The organism is Pontibacter oryzae, from assembly GCF_003576375.1.
Classification (GTDB): Bacteria; Bacteroidota; Bacteroidia; order Cytophagales; family Hymenobacteraceae; genus Pontibacter; species Pontibacter oryzae.
This window is the reverse complement of the sequence record NZ_QWGE01000004.1, coordinates 86,788-102,976: the sequence shown is the minus strand read 5'-3', so window position 1 is coordinate 102,976 and position 16,189 is coordinate 86,788. Positions and strand designations below refer to the sequence as shown.

Here is a 16,189-nt window from a genome sequence, read left to right as displayed (position 1 = left end):
TATAACTAAGTCAGTCAACCTCTTAGCACATGGGAGTACTAATCATTTTCATACTTACCCTCCTCAACGGTTTCTTTGCCCTGTCTGAAACTGCACTGGTTTCTGTAAAGAAGAGCCGGGTGGAGCATCAGGCCGCACAAGGCAGCACCCGTGCCAAAACGATACTCGATCTACACCAGCATCCCGAAAACTTTCTGTCGTCCATACAATTGGGCATTACCCTGATCGGCATTATTGCTGGCGCTTATGGCGGCACTACGTTATCCGATAAATTTACCCCGCTGCTAAGCAGAATCCCTTTGCTGGCCCCGTACGCACAGCAGCTCTCCATCACACTGCTGGTAATACTGATCACCTATTTTACGATTGTGGTGGGCGAGCTGATTCCTAAGACAATTGCCCTCCGCAACACCTTGGGCGTGGCCTTGCTGGTGGCTCCCTTCATCCAAGTGTTTACAAAAATCACATACCCTTTGGTGCACCTGCTGTCCGGGTCTACAAATCTGATCATCCGGTTACTGCGCATCCAGCCTAAAGGCAAAGCTCACACGGTAACAGAAGAGGAGCTGCGCCACATGCTGCGCATTGCAGGCCGGGAGGGTGTGCTGGAGCATGAGGAAGAGCAACTGCACCAAAACATTTTTATACTTTACGACCAGCGCAACAGCCACCTCATGACGCCCCGCAGCAACGTAGACTGGATAGAAGTAAGTATGCCCGCACCTGCTATACATCAGCTCATTCTCCAAAGCCCGCACTCTAAGTTTCCGGTATGCCGGCAGAGGATAGACCATGTAGAAGGCTTGCTTTCGGCCAAGGATTTCCTGGCTTATGAGAGGAAGGAGGATTTTAAGCTAAGTGTGCTTTTAAAAGAGCCTGTATTTGTATCGGAGAATATGCTGGTAGTAAACACGCTGCGGCTGTTCCGGGCGCGCAAGCAGTACTTGGGCATAGTAGTAGATGAGCATGGGGCCGTGGTTGGGGTAATTACGCTGCACGACATTCTAGAAGCCATTGTGGGGGACATCCCGAATGTAGAGCCGGCAACTGAACCAGACATTTTTATACGCGAAGATGGCTCTCGGCTGATAAACGGCATCACACCTGTCAGGCAACTAAACCAGCACCTAGGCTATGCGCTTATTCCCGAGAACAAAGCACTTTACAGTACGCTAGCCGGTTTTATACTTCATCGCATCTCACAGGTGCCACGCATCGGTGATAAGGTTAAATTGGATGGCCACGTGCTGGAGGTGATAGATATGGACGGCGCGCGCATAGATAAAATAATTCTGTCGGGAGAGGTTTCTGAAAGCCATACATAACTAACTTATAAACATGAGAAAGATAAGCTTATACATAGCCGCCAGTTTAGACGGCTACATTGCCCGCCCTACTGGTGACACCAGTTGGCTACAGGATGAGCGATATACTATAGCGGGAGAGGATTTCGGGTACAATTCCTTTCTGAAAACGATAGATACCACCCTGATGGGCAACCACACCTACCAGGATATCTTGGGTTTTGAGGGGCCATTTCCTTATCAAGGTAAAACAAACTATGTCTTTAGCCGCTCCTCTCACCCTGATACAGAACACGTGCGTTTTGTGCAGCACGAGCCCGTAGGATTTGTACAACGCCTCCGGCAACAAACAGGCCCTGGCATTTGGCTGATAGGCGGCAGTCAGCTCAACACCCTGTTTCTGAATGCCAAGCTGATTGACGAGATCATACTTACCTGCATTCCTGTTATACTTGGCGATGGTATTCCGTTGTTTGCGCCTGGCGCCACGGAAACGCGCCTGAAGCTTCAAGAAAGCAAGTCTTACCAAAATGGTTTTGTGCAACTCACCTATACACCCGGTGCATAAAAGCCGAAGGGCTGCCAACATGAAGTAAGGTGGCAGCCCTTCGGCTTTTTTTAAAGTTTTTAAACTGAGCGTCTTTGGTAAACTGGTGGCTTGTAAAATCGGTTGGATTAAATCTTTTTGGGTGGATAACCGGTTGGGCGCTCTGAGAGGTCGCAGCTTGGGTAGGTCTGGTTTTGCTGTTGTTGCTTATCCAACCTGTGCTTGCGAAGTATACGCTCTTCGTCCAACAATTCTTGGCTTACGCCGTCGGTAAACCCTTTAGTAGCCCCCAAGCTATCATCCGCTGAACTTAAATCATAGTTCCAGGTATCAGATATTGATCCTGTGGAACTTCTTCTATGCCTTTTCATATCATACACTCCTTTCGTAATTGAGTGCTGGCTGGGTGCCTGCACAAATGCTTAGTACTTATTGTACTATCTTATACGAAAAAATCAACCCTTTTAGCTACACCCTATGTTATGACATTGTAAAAAAGTGCGCTCTAATGCCTTAAAACCAGTTTCCTGTAAAAATAAAAGGCCAAACCGCAAAGCTATCCGGTTTGGCCTTTTTGCATAGATTGCTATGCTTATTTCTTTTTCTTGGCTTTTGCCTTAGCCTTTTTGGCTTTGGCAGCCTTTACCTTGGCATCGGTTTCCTCGGCTTCCTTCATCAGGGCTTTCCAATCATAGGTGGCAGCAGCGCTGAAGTCTATGGTGGCCTCGTAATCGTCTTTATCAACTGACAGTACTTTAATATCCTTAGTCAGGTATTTCTGGATCTCGTCCAGGATAGGCTTTTCTTCAGGGCTACAGAACGATACAGCAATGCCTTTTTCAGTGCCTCGGCCCGTACGGCCTACACGGTGCACGTAGTTCTCAGGCTGCTCCGGCAGGTCGTAGTTCACTACATACTCCACCCCTTGTATATCAATGCCGCGAGCACTCACGTCGGTTGCCACTAGCAGCTTTACCTCCCCTTTCTTAAACTTGCGCATCACATCCAGGCGGTCTTTCTGCTCTTTGCCGCCATGTATGCTTATGGCCTCAATACCTGCGCGCTCCATGGCTGCCACCACGCGCTCGGCACGCACTTTAGTACGCACAAAGGCCAATATCTTCTTCTCCGGATTTTCCTTTACCACTCGCTCCAGGAAAAAGCGCTTGTCATCCATATCTACATACATCACCGAGTGGTCCACGCTTTTGGCTACCGGGTCTTTCGGGGATATTTGTATACGCACGGGCTTATTCACCAGCGAGTAGGCCAGTTCCTTGATCTTTTCGTTAATAGTAGCCGAGAAAAACAGCGTTTGCCGCTGTCGGGGTAGTTTCGTGATCAGTTGGCGGATATCATGTATAAAGCCCAGGTCCAGCATGTGGTCGGCCTCGTCCAGCACCAGCACTTCTACACGATGCAGCTGTATGTGGCCCTGGCTTACCAGGTCGAACAGGCGGCCCGGCGTGGCTACCAGCACATCAATACCGGCCTCCAGCTTGGCAATCTGCGGGCCTTGCTCCACGCCTCCGAACACGCAAAAAGTATTTACGCGCGTGCCGCGGCCAATCTCGTTAAACACTTCCGTAATTTGTAGGGCCAGCTCACGCGTTGGCACCATTACCACGCACTTAATGCCATCACCGCGCTTGCGGTTTTTGCTGAACTGAATCCTATCAAGCACCGGAATAGCAAAAGCAGCTGTTTTACCCGTACCGGTCTGGGCAATGGCCAGCACATCCTCACCCTTCATAATCGGCGGGATAGCTTTAAACTGGATATCGGTTGGCTTCCTAAAGCCCAGTTTGCTCAGGCTTTTCTTTATCTCGTCGGAGATGCGGTAATCTTCAAATCTCATGGTGCTGGTATTTATACTTGGCTTACCTATACTTACGGTGCTGCCAGGCTGCAAAGGTACGCTTAATTGTTAAATTGCTGCAGGCTTTATTGTTGCCCTTTCCTCTCTTGCTGTACCGCTTCTGGTATGGCACGTATATACTTCCTTTGCTCCAACTTTTATCTGCCTTTTTAAAGAGTTTAGCATGATTTAAATAAAAAAATCAAAGTATTCTAAACATTTTTAATAGCAATACTATTATTCACTAGAGTAAGTGTATCTTTGCACGACAAAACAAATAGGTCACAGCTAACAAGTATAAAAGCAAAGCATGTACGCAACAGGAATTAAGCTCTCGTTGAACCACAGGTCATACTTGCGGGAGCCGGAAGCAACAGAACTGGGCCGTAAAATCATCACCGAAAGTATAACGCTGATTGATGCGCTTGGTTTTGAGCAATTCACATTTAAGAAGCTTGCCGCTGAGATTGGCTCTACGGAGGCATCTGTTTACCGTTACTTCGAGAACAAGCACAAGCTGCTGGTATACTTAGTGTCCTGGTACTGGGCCTGGCTGGATTACCGCGTTACCTTCGAGACAAACAACATTGCCTCACCGCGCAAGCGTCTGCTCCGTGTTATACAGGTGGTTAGCAGCGCAAACTTAAACGACCCGGCCACTACCCATATTGATGAGGCCACGCTGCACCGCATTGTTATTTCTGAGGCATCCAAAGTATACCTTACCAAGGAAGTGGACGCCGATAACAAGGAAGGTTACTTTCTCGAGTACAAACGCCTTTGCAAGCGTATTGCCGAGATTGTATCGGAACTGAACCCAGCATACGCCTATCCGCACGCGTTGGTAAGCACGATGCTGGAGGCGGCGCACCAGCAGGTTTTCTTTGCCAGGCATCTGCCCTCACTCACCGACGTGCACGGCCATGAGCAGCCCGAAGCCGCTACCTGTGACTTTTTAAAGCACTTGATTTTTTCTGCCATTGACGATAAAACTACCCGCTAACTTATGTGCGCTAAATTAAAAAAACCTACACCCATGCAGCGTTTCCTGCAGCTTCTTGCTTTGGAGCGGCGCGAAATTATTTACATGTATGTGTACGCCCTCACAGCCGGCCTTATCAGCCTTTCGTTGCCGCTGGGCATACAAAGTATCATCGGCTTCGTATCGAGCGGCGAGATTCCGGTTTCGGTAGTGGTGCTGATCGGGCTGATTGTGCTGGCGCTGCTGCTGATGGGTGGCCTGCAGGTCATGCAGCTTTGGCTAGTGGAGTTTATCCAGCAACGCCTTTTTGCCCGCACCGCCTTCGATTTTGCGTACCGTGTACCGCGCCTGCAGCAGGAAGCCCTCCATAATTATTATCCGCCTGAGCTCATGAATCGCTTCTTTGACGTGCCCCTGTTGCAAAAAGGCATGGCAAAGATCCTGATTGATTTTTCGATGGCTGTAATCCAGATCATCTTCGGCCTGCTCCTGCTCTCGCTGTACCACCCATACTTCATCTTCTTTGGCGTGCTGCTGATTTTTGCGCTCGTGCTTATACTCTGGTGGACCGGCGACAAAGGCGTGAAGACCAGCCTGGAAGAATCGAAGTACAAGTATAGGCTAGTGGCCTGGCTCCAGGAGATGGCCCGCTCGCTAAGCACCTTCCAGCTGGTAGGCCATACCAACCTGCCTATGCAGCGCACCGATGCCTACGTGAGCAGCTACCTGCGTGTGCGCAAGCAGCACTTCCGGGTACTCATGACGCAGTACTTCAGCTTTGTGGGCTTCAAGACATTTATAACCGGAGGCTTGCTGGTGCTGGGCTGTGTGCTGGTAGTGCAGCAGGAGATTAACATCGGCCAGTTTGTGGCTTCTGAGATCGTGATCATTCTTATCATGTCGGCGGTCGAAAAGATTATAGTGAAGCTTGACACCGTGTATGACGTACTGGCCTCGGTTGACAAGATTGGCATGGTAACCGACCTGCCTATTGAGGAAGCCAAGGGCATTGACCTGCGCGAGGTGGCACAGCGCGGCCTGGAGCTGCAGGTAGACCATCTCTCCTACCAGTATCCCGACTCCCTGAAGTCGGCTTTGCATGATATTTCTTTCCATGTGCAGTCTGGCGAGCGGGTTTGCCTGGCAGGGTACAACAGTTCCGGAAAGTCCACACTGATTAACCTGCTACTAGGGCTGCTGCCGTCTTATGAAGGCAGCATCTCCTACAATAACCTCTCGCTGCGCGACATTAACAAAGCCACGCTGCGCAGTTTGGTGGGCGACAACATTTCCAAAGAGCAGGTTTTTGACGGCACGTTTCTGGATAACCTTACTCTGGGCCAAGACCTGCCGATGCAGGACATTGTATGGGCCCTTGAGGTAACTGGCCTGACTACCTTCGTGCACGCCCTGCCTGATGGCCTGCATACCTACCTTACCGGGGGCAGTATGCGCCTGCCGGCCAGCGTGGCACGCAAAATCATACTTGCCCGCAGCCTAGTGCAACGCCCTAGGCTCCTGATTATCGATGATTTCTGGGCAGGCATGGAAAAGCCTGAGAAAATGCGCCTTTTAAACCTGCTGTTTGCCCCGGAGTTTAACTGGACGGTGCTGATTGTGAGCAACGACCCGGATGTGATGCAGCTTTGCCACCGCACCCTGCTGTTGCAAAACGGCAAACTGGCCCTAAGCGGCTCCTTTGATGAAATACGGCAGCAAACCGAGTTACAAGACCTGATTACCATACCGCTTTAAACCATGGCTAACTACCAAGAGCAACAAACCGGGCCCAGCGCCCACCTGGAAGCACTAAAGCATGTGCATTCGCCGAGACTGGGCCGCGTACTTACTTACTGGATTGGCGCTATTTTCCTGATCGGGATCATCTGCCTTTTCCTCCCCTGGACGCAGAACATCCGTACGCAAGGCACGCTTACTGCTTTTACACCGCAAGATAGGCCCCAAACTATTGAGGCCACCATTGCCGGGCGTATTGAGGCTTGGCATGTGCGCGAGGGGCAACTGGTAAAGGCCGGCGATACCATAGTGCGCATTTCGGAAGTGAAGGAAAAGTACCTTGACCCAAACCTGTTAAGCCGCCTCGAGGAGCAGGTGCAAGCCAAGGAAGGCGCCGCAGATGCCACCGAGGCCAAGGCCAAATCTATGGCGCAGCAAATACAGGCGCTGCGCGAGGGCCTACGCTTCAGCCAACAAAAGGCCCGCAACAAGGTGGCCCAAACCCGCCTGAAACTGCAAAGCGACAGCATGGACCTGGTGGCGCAACGCACCGAGCTGCAAATTGCCGAGGCCCAGTTTGCTCGCCAGCAGAATCTCTACGAGCAAGGCCTTAAATCGCTGACGGAGCTGGAACAGCGCCGCCTGAAGCTACAGGAAGCCCAGGCAAAACTGCTGGCCATGCAAAACAAGGTGGCCGCCTCGCGTGCCGAGCTTCAGAACGCATTCACCGAGCTAAACTCCCTGCAAGCCGAATACAGTGACAAAATAGCCAAAGCCGAAGCCGAGCTAAACGCCACCCGATCTTACTTGTATGGCACCCAGGCCGAGATCTCGAAACTCCAAAACGAGTACAGCAGCACCGAGGTTCGGAGCCGCTACTATAGCATTGTGGCGCCGCAAACAGGGTATGTAGTAAAAACACTGAAGGCTGGTATCGGCGAAACTATAAAAGAAGGCGAGGCCGTGGCCACCATTATGCCCGAAAACCCGCAAATGGCCGCCGAGCTGTATGTAAAGCCCCTAGACCTCCCCTTACTAAAGGTAGGCGACGAAATGCGCCTGCAGTTTGAAGGCTGGCCTGCACTGGTTTTCTCGGGCTGGCCAGGCGCCAGCTTCGGTACCTTTGGTGGCAAGGTAGCCGTCATAGATTACGCCGGAGCTAACAACAAGTATAGAATACTGGTAACACCCGACCCAAGCGGAGAACCCTGGCCGGATGCGCTGCGCGTGGGTTCCGGGGTGTATGGCTGGGCCATGCTGAACACCGTGCCAATATGGTATGAGATGTGGCGCCAGCTCAACGGCTTCCCACCGGACTTCGAGGTTGATGGCGAAGCAAGTGCGGCAGATAAGAACGTAAAGGATAAATAAGGATGCTACGCAACATCATAGGTATACTTTGGGCGTGCGCCATACTTTTCTCGGCGCAGGCAAGGCAAACGGACTCGGTACAGGTGCTTACGCTGCATCAATACCATCAGCTTATACTTACGCACCACCCGGTAGCTGCGCAGGCAGGTTTGCTAACCGAGCAGGCGCGCCAGGAGTTGCGCATGTCCCGTGGCTCCCTGGACCCCGTGCTGCAAAGCAAGCTGTACCGCAAGGAGTTCGGCGGCAAGGAATACTATAACCTCTGGGACACCTACCTGCAGGTGCCGCTGTGGTTTGGGCCCGCCATAAAGGCCGGCTTCGAGCGCAACACCGGCCAATTCGTTAACCCCGAGAACAGCACGCCTTCCAATGGGTTGAGCTATGTTGGTATTTCTGTGCCGCTGGGGCAGGGGCTTTTTATGGATGAGCGCAGAGCGGCCATAAAGCAGGCCAAACTGATGCAAGGCATTGCCGAGGCCGAGCGCGTAAAGCTGATCAACAAACTTCTGCTGCAGGCCACCAAGGATTACTGGGATTGGGTTTTACAGCACCGCACCACGCAACTTTACCAGGAAGCGCGGGAACTGGCAGATTTCCGCTTAAACGCCGTGCGGGCGCGCGTGCAGCAAGGCGATTTGGCCGCAATTGATACAGTAGAGGCGCTCATGGCCTTGCAAGACCGCGAAGTAATGTTGCAACAGGCACAACTGGCGCTGCAAAACGCAAGGCTGCAAGTAGCTGTACACTTGTGGGCCGAAGACCAAGTGCCGCTAGAGTTGCAGCCAACAACTATTCCATCCTCTGTAGGTGCCGAAACAGCCACCATTGGTGCAGAGGAACTTGATCGGTTGCTAGCCGCTGCCAAAAGCAACCATCCCGTATTACAAAAGCTAAGCTTAAAAAGCGAGCAACTGGAAGTGGAACGGCGCTTCGCAGCGAATAAGTTATTGCCCAAGTTAAACGCAGAGTATAACGTGCTCCAAAGCGATTTCTACCAACAGCCAGATGCCATAAACCAGTCTTACCTGCAACAGAATTATAAGCTTGGAGTGAGTGTAAGCATGCCTTTGTTTCTGCGCGAGGAGCGGGGCAAGCTTCAGGTAACTAAAACAAAGCAGCAGGCCAATGCACTCGAGCTTGTACAGCAAAGCCGCGTAATAGAGGCGTCTGTGCAAACAGCTTACAATGATTTGTTGGCCCTGGAGAGACAGCTGTACTTGCAGCAAAGTATGGTTGCAAGCGCCCGCATATTGCGCAACGGCGAGCAGACCCGCTTCGAGAACGGCGAAAGCTCTCTTTTCCTGATCAACTCGCGTGAGGTAAAGTTGCTGGAAGCCGAGGCCAAACTCTACGCCCTCCGTACCAAGTATGCAAAGGCCAAAACCATGCTCTACTGGGCCGCCGGCCAGATTCCGGTGGAATAAAAGTGAACTGTTGGTTGATGATTGTCAGGTAGCTTGATGGCTTTATTGTTAAATTGTTTGATGTTTAAATAGTTAAATTGATAAATAGCGCTGTGGAGACATGTTACTGTCGGAGTGAGGAATTGATCTTGAGCAGGCACTTCTCTGGCAAAGACTACCATTTAGCTGAAGTATACTATTTACTACAAACCACGAGATAACTATCGAAGGCGCGCAGCAATTCATTTATCGCTACCTATCTGACATCAAAAAACTAACAATCAACGATTTACCAACAAAACCATCTAACCTATTAAGCAATCAACAATTTATTGCCATCGAACAATTAACAACTCACCTTAATACCCAGGCTTTAACCATACTTGTAACTTGGGCGAGTTGCTGCCCGCCGAAGGTATCGTAGGCAAACCTTAAGATGATGCCGCTCATCACGATTAGAAAAAGTATGCGCACAAACCCTACACCACGTTTCAGGGCGGTGCGGGTGCCAAGCTGCGAGCCAATAATGCTGCAGACAGCCATCGGCACGGCTACATCATACAAGATATAGCCTTTGTAGCCAAAGTATAGTAACGCCGACAGGTTGGTGGCCACATTGATAACTTTAGCCGCCGCCGATGCTGCCAGAAAGTTAAAGCCAAACACCCCGATAAAAATAAAGATCAGGAAACTGCCTGTGCCCGGCCCGAAGAATCCATCGTAAAAACCGATGCTTGCCCCAATTAGCAAGCCGTACACCCGCTCCTTCTGCTCTGTTAGCCGGGGCGCGTGCAACGACCCAAAGTCTTTTTTAATGAACGTATAGATGGCCACCAAAATCAGCAGCAGCAGTATAAGCGGCTTAAGCAAATTGGCATCGAGGTGGCTAAGCGCGCGCGCTCCAAGGAAAGAGAAGAGAAAGGCCGCGCCTGCCGCCGGGAGTATAGCCCGGTAGTTAATTTCAACCGTGCGCACATAGCGCACCATAGCTGCCGTGGTGCCCGCAATGCCGGCAAACTTGCCTGTACCAAAAACAGTGGGCAACGGAGCACCAGGCAGAAAAACAAGCAAGGCCGGTAACTGTATCAGTCCGCCACCACCTACCACCGAGTCAATAAAGCCTGCCATAAACGCGAACAGGCACAGGTATAGAATATTCTCCACGTCCAAAGTATAAATGCGTGTGCGCCCAGCCTGCGGCCATACTTTTTAGAGACCCCAGCGAAAGCCGCGCAAGTTACGCGCCCGCCCACTTTCCTCTAGCAAATGGCAGCCAAATTATTTTCGAATTTATACTTAGCCAAAGGCACTTACAGGCCATTTGCGCTGTTGCTTCCTTGCACATCAAAAAAAACGTCCCGTGTTACACAAATTCCTGAGCTATGCCTTGCTGCTCGGCACCCTACTAGGCAATGCATCCTGCGAGAAAGAAGCCACCGCCACCGCGGTACTAAACCCCACCGAGGCCCCAACAGCGAAAGATCTCTACGTTTCGTCTGAGTTGCTGGTAAGCGTGCCCAAAGAAATGCTGCGCCAGCTGGCCACCGAACAAGGCTACGGCACCTATGGCAACGAGATAAAGTATGGCGTTAGCGTGTACAAGCTGATTTACGCCACTACCTACCAGGGCCGCGAGATACATGCATCGGGTTTGGTTTGTGTGCCGCAGCAAATGGCAACGCCTGCCCCTGTTATCAGTGCGCAGCACGGCACCATTTTCGCGCATCAAGATGCGCCTTCCAATTTTCAGGACATGTCTGGTTTCGAGCTATTTGCCTCCGCCGGGTATATCATGCTCATCCCGGATTATATCGGTTTCGGGGCATCAGAAAACATCCTGCACCCATACTACGACCAGAAGCACTCGGCACTGGCTGTGGTGGATATGATTAAGGCAGCCGAAGCCGTGTATAAAAAGTATGAGGTGCTGGCCAGCGATAAGCTATTTCTGGTGGGTTACTCCGAGGGAGGCTATGTAACCCTGGCCGCTCAGAAAGAAATCGAAACAAACCCAGCGCACGGCCTGAAAGTAACGGCAGCGGCAGCCGGCGCGGGCGGCTACGACCTGACGGAGATGCTCGGCAACATCAAAAGTGGGCAGCCTTACTCGTACCCAGCCTACCTGGCCTATGTGTTGCAGGCTTATAACACCACAAACAACTGGCAGCGCCCTCTTTCTGATTTCTTCCGGGAGCCTTACGCCACCAAGCTGCCTGGCCTGTTTGATGGCAGCAAAGGCGGCAGCGCCATTAACCAGGAGCTTACCACAGACCCGCGCCAATTGTTCAGCGAGCAATTCTATGCTGATCTGCAGCATGCGCAAAAAGAGCTTACTTTAAAGCAGGCCCTTCAGGCAAACAGCTTCCACAACTGGGTACCGCAAAGCCCTACACGCCTCTACCACGGCACCACCGACAATATTGTGCCCTTCAGCAACTCCCGCCAAACCTATGAAATGTTTCTAGACAAAGGAGCCGGGCAGCTTGAGTTTATACCTATCGAGGGGAAAGGCCATGGCTCAGCCTTTGAGCCCATGCTGCAATCGGTAGTGCCCTGGATACAGCAGTTTTAAGCGAAACACCCCGCAGGCCTGGCTTGCGGGGTGCTTTGTTATGCAGTTGCCAAAGTATGAGTTAAGGTGCTAGTTCCGGGCAGCTACCACTACTTTTTCGCGGTATGTGTGCTTTTCGCCATTCAGTCCAAACAGCTCGATGTATAGCAGATAGTAGCCCCAGTTAGCCTTGGTGCCATCCTGGCGCAGGCCGTCCCACTGAAAAAAGCCATTTGCCGCTAATAACTCATTCCGGACCAGTTTCCTGATTTCGCGGCCTCGGTCATCAAAAATAGTAATGTTTGCTACTAGCCCCGATTGCTGCGTGCTATAATTTATAGTTGTAAAATCCTCGAAGCCGTCGCCATCCGGTGAGAAAACCTGCGGTGCTACTGTAAATACTTGTGCTGCCTCAACCTGCTCCTGTGCCTGCGAGTTTTTGTAGCCGGGCGTGGCAAATACTGTACTTGCCGCCGAGTGGAAGTTGCTGGCTATACTAGGCCCCTCCAGCCGCAGCCGCTCCAACGACACGCCATTTACATCATCCAGCAAGGCAAAGTGCATATCATCGGTATAGCTGAAACGATCAGCGGTGCGGCCATCGGGTTGCAGCACTACTACGGTGCCGGCATCGTCGGGGTAACTGGGCAGGCTGCTCATCCGGAGAAAGGTTTCTTGCCAGGCTGCCGGGTAGTTGCTCTTGATGTTATCGGGGTTGGCGGTGAGCACGATGTATTGCCCCGGTGCCAGCACGTAGTTCCCTGTTGTAATAACTCTTTGGTTGCTGGTGGTATCGCCGCTGGTGTTGGCCAGTTGCCAGTTTTGAAGGTTTATATACTTGCGACTGCGGTTTACTAGCTCCACAAAATCGGAGCCGCCCGTGCGTGGGTTGAATAAAATCTCATTGATAACCACATCGCCGGGTTCTGGAGCCGAGGGCAAAGCAAACGTAGCCGCTACTGGTTGATTTAGTAAATTACCGGCGCAATCACTGATATTCTGGGCTGTAAGCGTATACTGCTGCTGCTCTTGCAATGGTGCGCCTAACCTAAGTATAACTTCTGTAAACAGCGGCCCTGTAACTTGCACATTGGCAACAGGTATACTTGGGCTGATGCTGTAGTTGAGTATACTTGCCGCCTGCGCACTGTCTAGCTTCTCGTTAAAAAGCAACTGGATTCTATCTGTAGCCAAGGCTACAGCGCTGGTAAGTATGGGTGGCGTGTTGTCAGGGTTCTGGGCAGCTACTGAATTGGCTTGGGCAGGCGTTCCGCCGCGTGGATCTGTAGCGGCTGTCCAGTTTTCCATACCGCCGCAGGGGTTATTCACATCGATCATCTCCAGGCTCCAGCCACCATCTCTTTTGCTGCTGTTTTTGTACCAGGCATCTGTGTAGTTAACCGCATAGATCAGGCGGCCATTGGGTTGGCGCAGCTGCAAAAGCTCCCCGCTGTTGTTCAGGCTCGGGAAATTACTGATCCCGATCACCTTGCCGTACTGCGTAAAATTGGCCACTTGCGTATTGGGCACCACCACGGCATACTCACCGGGAAGCAGCTCCGCATTCGGGAGCATGGCCGTGGAAGTGGCATCAGAGTAGCGGATGCCCTGCAACGTAAGCACCTTATCGGTGGTGGCATTGTAGAGCTCGATATACTCCTGGGCCGGCAAGCCAACGATTGGTGTTTCGTCGGCCATGATCTCGGTGATAAGCAGCTCGTTGTAGCCGGGCAGCACGGCAGGCGGTGTGAAGCTGAACTCGCGCACGATGGGGATTGGCTGGCTGTTACCGTAGAGGTCGGGCAGGTTGTTTATACTTAGGGAGTTGTTGCCGCTACGGAAGCTCTGCGCAAACACCAGGCGCACTTTTTCGGGTGCTACTAACTCGGCAAGTATGGGTTTTATACTTTGATTTAAGGTGTACGTGACCAGATTCTGTGCCTGCACTGGGCTAAGCGGCTCGTTAAACTCTAAGGTTAATTCTTGAGGGTTTATGGTTTGCAATGCGGTAAGCACGGGCGGCGCCGTGTCCGTGATCAGGAAATCATCGAAGTAGAACTTTTGGCTGTTGGCTGAGCTATACTTCAGCAGCACCCCAAAGTATGCCGAGTGGGTAAAGGTGGCATCAGTGGCGGTACCCTGGCTTGCGTAACTCTGCCCTGTACCGCTTACGTCTATGCTTAATTGCCACTCATGGCTCATACTTCGGCTTACCCGCACGCGCACCAGGTTGTTGCTGGTTGCCACAGTTTTGTCTTGTCCGTTGATGAGTATGGTTCCGCTTTTTCCGGGGTCTTTGCGGTAGAGGCTTACCTCGTCGGCGGTGTTGCCGATGCGCACAAAGTAACCGCTGTTGTTTATACTTTTAAGGTCTTCGGAGGTGGAAATGAGGTATACATCGGCATAGTTGCTGGCAGAGGTGGCCAGTTTCAGGTTTGCCCAGAACTCCCAGACGGTGCCTAATGCTGCCTGCGAGGGCGTTACCAATTGCAAGGTGGTGCCAGTTACAGCCGGGCCGTTGCTTTGCAATTGCTGCTGGGTATTTACGGTAAACGAAGCCGCATCGCCGGACCAGACGGGGTTTTGGGTGAAGTTGCCGTCGGTGAACCGCTCCTGCAACTGGCCGTGCGCCCACCACGGAAGTAGCAGCAGCATAGCGAGTAAAGTTTGTTTCATAGGCTGGATTATGTGTAAAACTTACGTAATTTGCAGTTGCGTGAGGGATAGAGCCGGCACCCCGCAGCGCAGCGAGGAGTACAGGCGAAAGCCCGGCCCTGCTCGCGCCAGCGAAAGGGACACGCCCCACTTTTTGGCAACCTTTGTACTAAATATAGAACTTTTACGATAGCTGGTGTGGTTGGTTAAGCACTTGGGGCGAGTGAATGGATGATTGGGCGAATGAGTGAACCCTGTACATATCCTAAACTAGAGCCGGCAAATAAGAAGCTAACAATCAGCCATTAAACAATTAAAATAAACCCTTAAATGAAAGTAGCAGTTGTAGGCGCCACCGGATTGGTAGGCGGCGAGATTTTGAAAGTGCTGGCGGAGCGCGACTTCCCGGTGACAGAACTATTGTTGGTTGCTTCAGAGCGGTCTGTTGGTAAACAGATGGCGTTTAAGGGTAAACAGATAAAGGTTATCGGGATGCAGGACGCGATTGCGGCTGCCCCGCAAATTGCGATCTTCTCGGCGGGCGGCAGCACCTCTACGGAATGGGCGCCCAAGTTTGCCGAAGTAGGCACGGTGGTGATAGACAACTCCTCAGCCTGGCGCATGGACCCTAGCAAAAAGCTGGTGGTGCCCGAGATTAACGCGAAAGAACTGACGAAGGAGGACAAGATTATTGCCAACCCGAACTGCTCTACCATTCAAATGGTGGTGGCCCTGAACAAGCTGCACGAAGAATTACAGATGAAGCGCATTGTGGTGAGCACCTACCAATCGGTAACGGGTACAGGTAAAAATGCTGTGGACCAACTTATGAACGAGCGTTCCGGCAAGGAGGGCGACATGGCTTACCCTTACCCGATCGACCTGAACGTGCTGCCGCACATCGATGTGTTCCAGGACAATGGCTACACTAAAGAGGAGATGAAGATGATCCTGGAAACCAAGAAGATCATGGGCGACGACTCTATCCGGGTAACAGCCACAGCGGTGCGCATACCGGTGATGGGCGGCCACTCGGAGTCGGTGAACGTGGAGTTTGAGAAAGACTTTACCCTGGACGAAGTATACCGTATCCTTAACCAGACGGAAGGCGTGCTAGTGGTTGATGACGTGAAGAACCTGCAATACCCGATGCCGAAGGATGCTCACGGCAAGGACGAAGTTTTGGTTGGCCGCATACGTTTAGACGAAACTCAACCGCGCACCCTGAACATGTGGATTGTGGCAGATAACCTGCGCAAAGGAGCCGCTACCAATGCCGTGCAAATTGCCGAGTACCTAGTGAAGCACAGCCTGGTGTAGTTTTTCAGATGCTAGATGCTAGCTATTAGACGCTAGACTATTATAAAATACTCTTCTTGGCTTTCTAGCCTAAAGGCTACTGATGGGGACTTTTTCAGTCCCCGTTTTTTTATTGGCGGGAAATTAGGGTTAGGACGCTATACTTCAATAAATACGTAGAATGAAAGTTATCTATAAGATCACGCATCCGAATGGTAAAATTTACATTGGGAAAGACCTCACTAATACCTTGAATTACTTTGGAAGTGCAAATAGTAAAATCATAGAGCTAGACTTTACTTATGAGCAGTTGCGTGACTTCACTATCAGAAAACAAATTATTTGGGAATCTGAAGTCGCTTCGGATTCAGAAGTTAGCAGATTAGAAGTTGAGCTCATCAGGAAATACAATTCTAATGACCCTAAGATTGGGTACAATAATTGGCCAAAGTTTAAAAATAAAGTATAGCTTACCTATGCCG

At 51.3% G+C, this 16,189-nt stretch carries 13 protein-coding genes; 9 read left to right on the top strand and 4 right to left on the bottom strand.

Annotation, left to right across the window (positions count from 1 at the left end):
* Nucleotides 1-29: 29 nt before the first annotated feature.
* Entirely contained in the window at nt 30-1,325 is a 1,296-nt protein-coding gene (locus tag D1627_RS12680; protein WP_119432640.1) for a hemolysin family protein, read from the top strand.
* 13 nt (nt 1,326-1,338) lie between these two features.
* Complete coding sequence (locus D1627_RS12675) at nt 1,339-1,872, top strand: dihydrofolate reductase family protein (protein WP_119432639.1); 534 nt, start codon at nt 1,339-1,341, stop codon at nt 1,870-1,872.
* Nucleotides 1,873-1,979: 107 nt separating this feature from the next.
* Here the strand turns inward: D1627_RS12675 and D1627_RS18290 are convergent, their stop codons facing one another.
* Together D1627_RS18290 and D1627_RS12665 are read right to left on the bottom strand one after the other, a co-directional pair.
* Nucleotides 1,980-2,222 carry a hypothetical protein gene (locus D1627_RS18290; protein WP_147383296.1) on the bottom strand — a complete coding sequence of 81 codons (243 nt, stop codon included), beginning with the start codon at nt 2,220-2,222 and terminating at the stop codon, nt 1,980-1,982.
* Nucleotides 2,223-2,443: 221 nt separating this feature from the next.
* Nucleotides 2,444-3,709, bottom strand: a complete 1,266-nt coding sequence (locus D1627_RS12665; RefSeq protein ID WP_119433019.1) for a DEAD/DEAH box helicase — start codon at nt 3,707-3,709, stop codon at nt 2,444-2,446.
* Nucleotides 3,710-4,019: 310 nt separating this feature from the next.
* Between D1627_RS12665 and D1627_RS12660 the strand changes: the two genes are divergently transcribed.
* The 4 genes from D1627_RS12660 to D1627_RS12645 are packed head-to-tail and all read left to right on the top strand — an operon-like array spanning nt 4,020 to nt 9,223.
* Nucleotides 4,020-4,712, top strand: a complete 693-nt coding sequence (locus D1627_RS12660) for a TetR/AcrR family transcriptional regulator (protein ID WP_119432638.1) — start codon at nt 4,020-4,022, stop codon at nt 4,710-4,712.
* Between the two features lie 3 nt (nt 4,713-4,715).
* Nucleotides 4,716-6,446 (top strand): peptidase domain-containing ABC transporter, encoded by a 1,731-nt coding sequence (locus D1627_RS12655; RefSeq protein WP_233555626.1) that lies wholly within the window; start codon nt 4,716-4,718, stop codon nt 6,444-6,446.
* Between the two features lie 3 nt (nt 6,447-6,449).
* A complete protein-coding gene (locus tag D1627_RS12650) occupies nt 6,450-7,799 on the top strand; it encodes an HlyD family secretion protein (RefSeq protein WP_119432636.1) in 1,350 nt (449 codons plus the stop codon).
* Between the two features lie 2 nt (nt 7,800-7,801).
* Nucleotides 7,802-9,223 (top strand): TolC family protein, encoded by a 1,422-nt coding sequence (locus D1627_RS12645; RefSeq protein WP_119432635.1) that lies wholly within the window; start codon nt 7,802-7,804, stop codon nt 9,221-9,223.
* Between the two features lie 333 nt (nt 9,224-9,556).
* On the opposite strand, the gene D1627_RS12640 is transcribed toward D1627_RS12645, so the two are convergent.
* Nucleotides 9,557-10,366 (bottom strand): sulfite exporter TauE/SafE family protein, encoded by an 810-nt coding sequence (locus D1627_RS12640; RefSeq protein WP_199688434.1) that lies wholly within the window; start codon nt 10,364-10,366, stop codon nt 9,557-9,559.
* A gap of 196 nt (nt 10,367-10,562) precedes the next feature.
* Between D1627_RS12640 and D1627_RS12635 the strand changes: the two genes are divergently transcribed.
* On the top strand, nt 10,563-11,774 hold the full coding sequence (locus tag D1627_RS12635) for an alpha/beta fold hydrolase (RefSeq protein WP_233555625.1): 1,212 nt from the start codon (nt 10,563-10,565) through the stop codon (nt 11,772-11,774).
* 69 nt (nt 11,775-11,843) lie between these two features.
* Here D1627_RS12635 and D1627_RS12630 read toward each other — a convergent pair whose 3' ends face one another.
* Nucleotides 11,844-14,429 (bottom strand): lamin tail domain-containing protein, encoded by a 2,586-nt coding sequence (locus D1627_RS12630; protein WP_119432634.1) that lies wholly within the window; start codon nt 14,427-14,429, stop codon nt 11,844-11,846.
* A gap of 309 nt (nt 14,430-14,738) precedes the next feature.
* Between D1627_RS12630 and D1627_RS12625 the strand changes: the two genes are divergently transcribed.
* Together D1627_RS12625 and D1627_RS12620 are read left to right on the top strand one after the other, a co-directional pair.
* Nucleotides 14,739-15,728, top strand: a complete 990-nt coding sequence (locus D1627_RS12625; RefSeq protein WP_119432633.1) for an aspartate-semialdehyde dehydrogenase — start codon at nt 14,739-14,741, stop codon at nt 15,726-15,728.
* Nucleotides 15,729-15,888: 160 nt separating this feature from the next.
* Nucleotides 15,889-16,176: a GIY-YIG nuclease family protein gene (locus D1627_RS12620; protein ID WP_119432632.1), complete on the top strand. Its 288-nt coding sequence runs from the start codon at nt 15,889-15,891 to the stop codon at nt 16,174-16,176.
* Nucleotides 16,177-16,189: the final 13 nt, after the last annotated feature.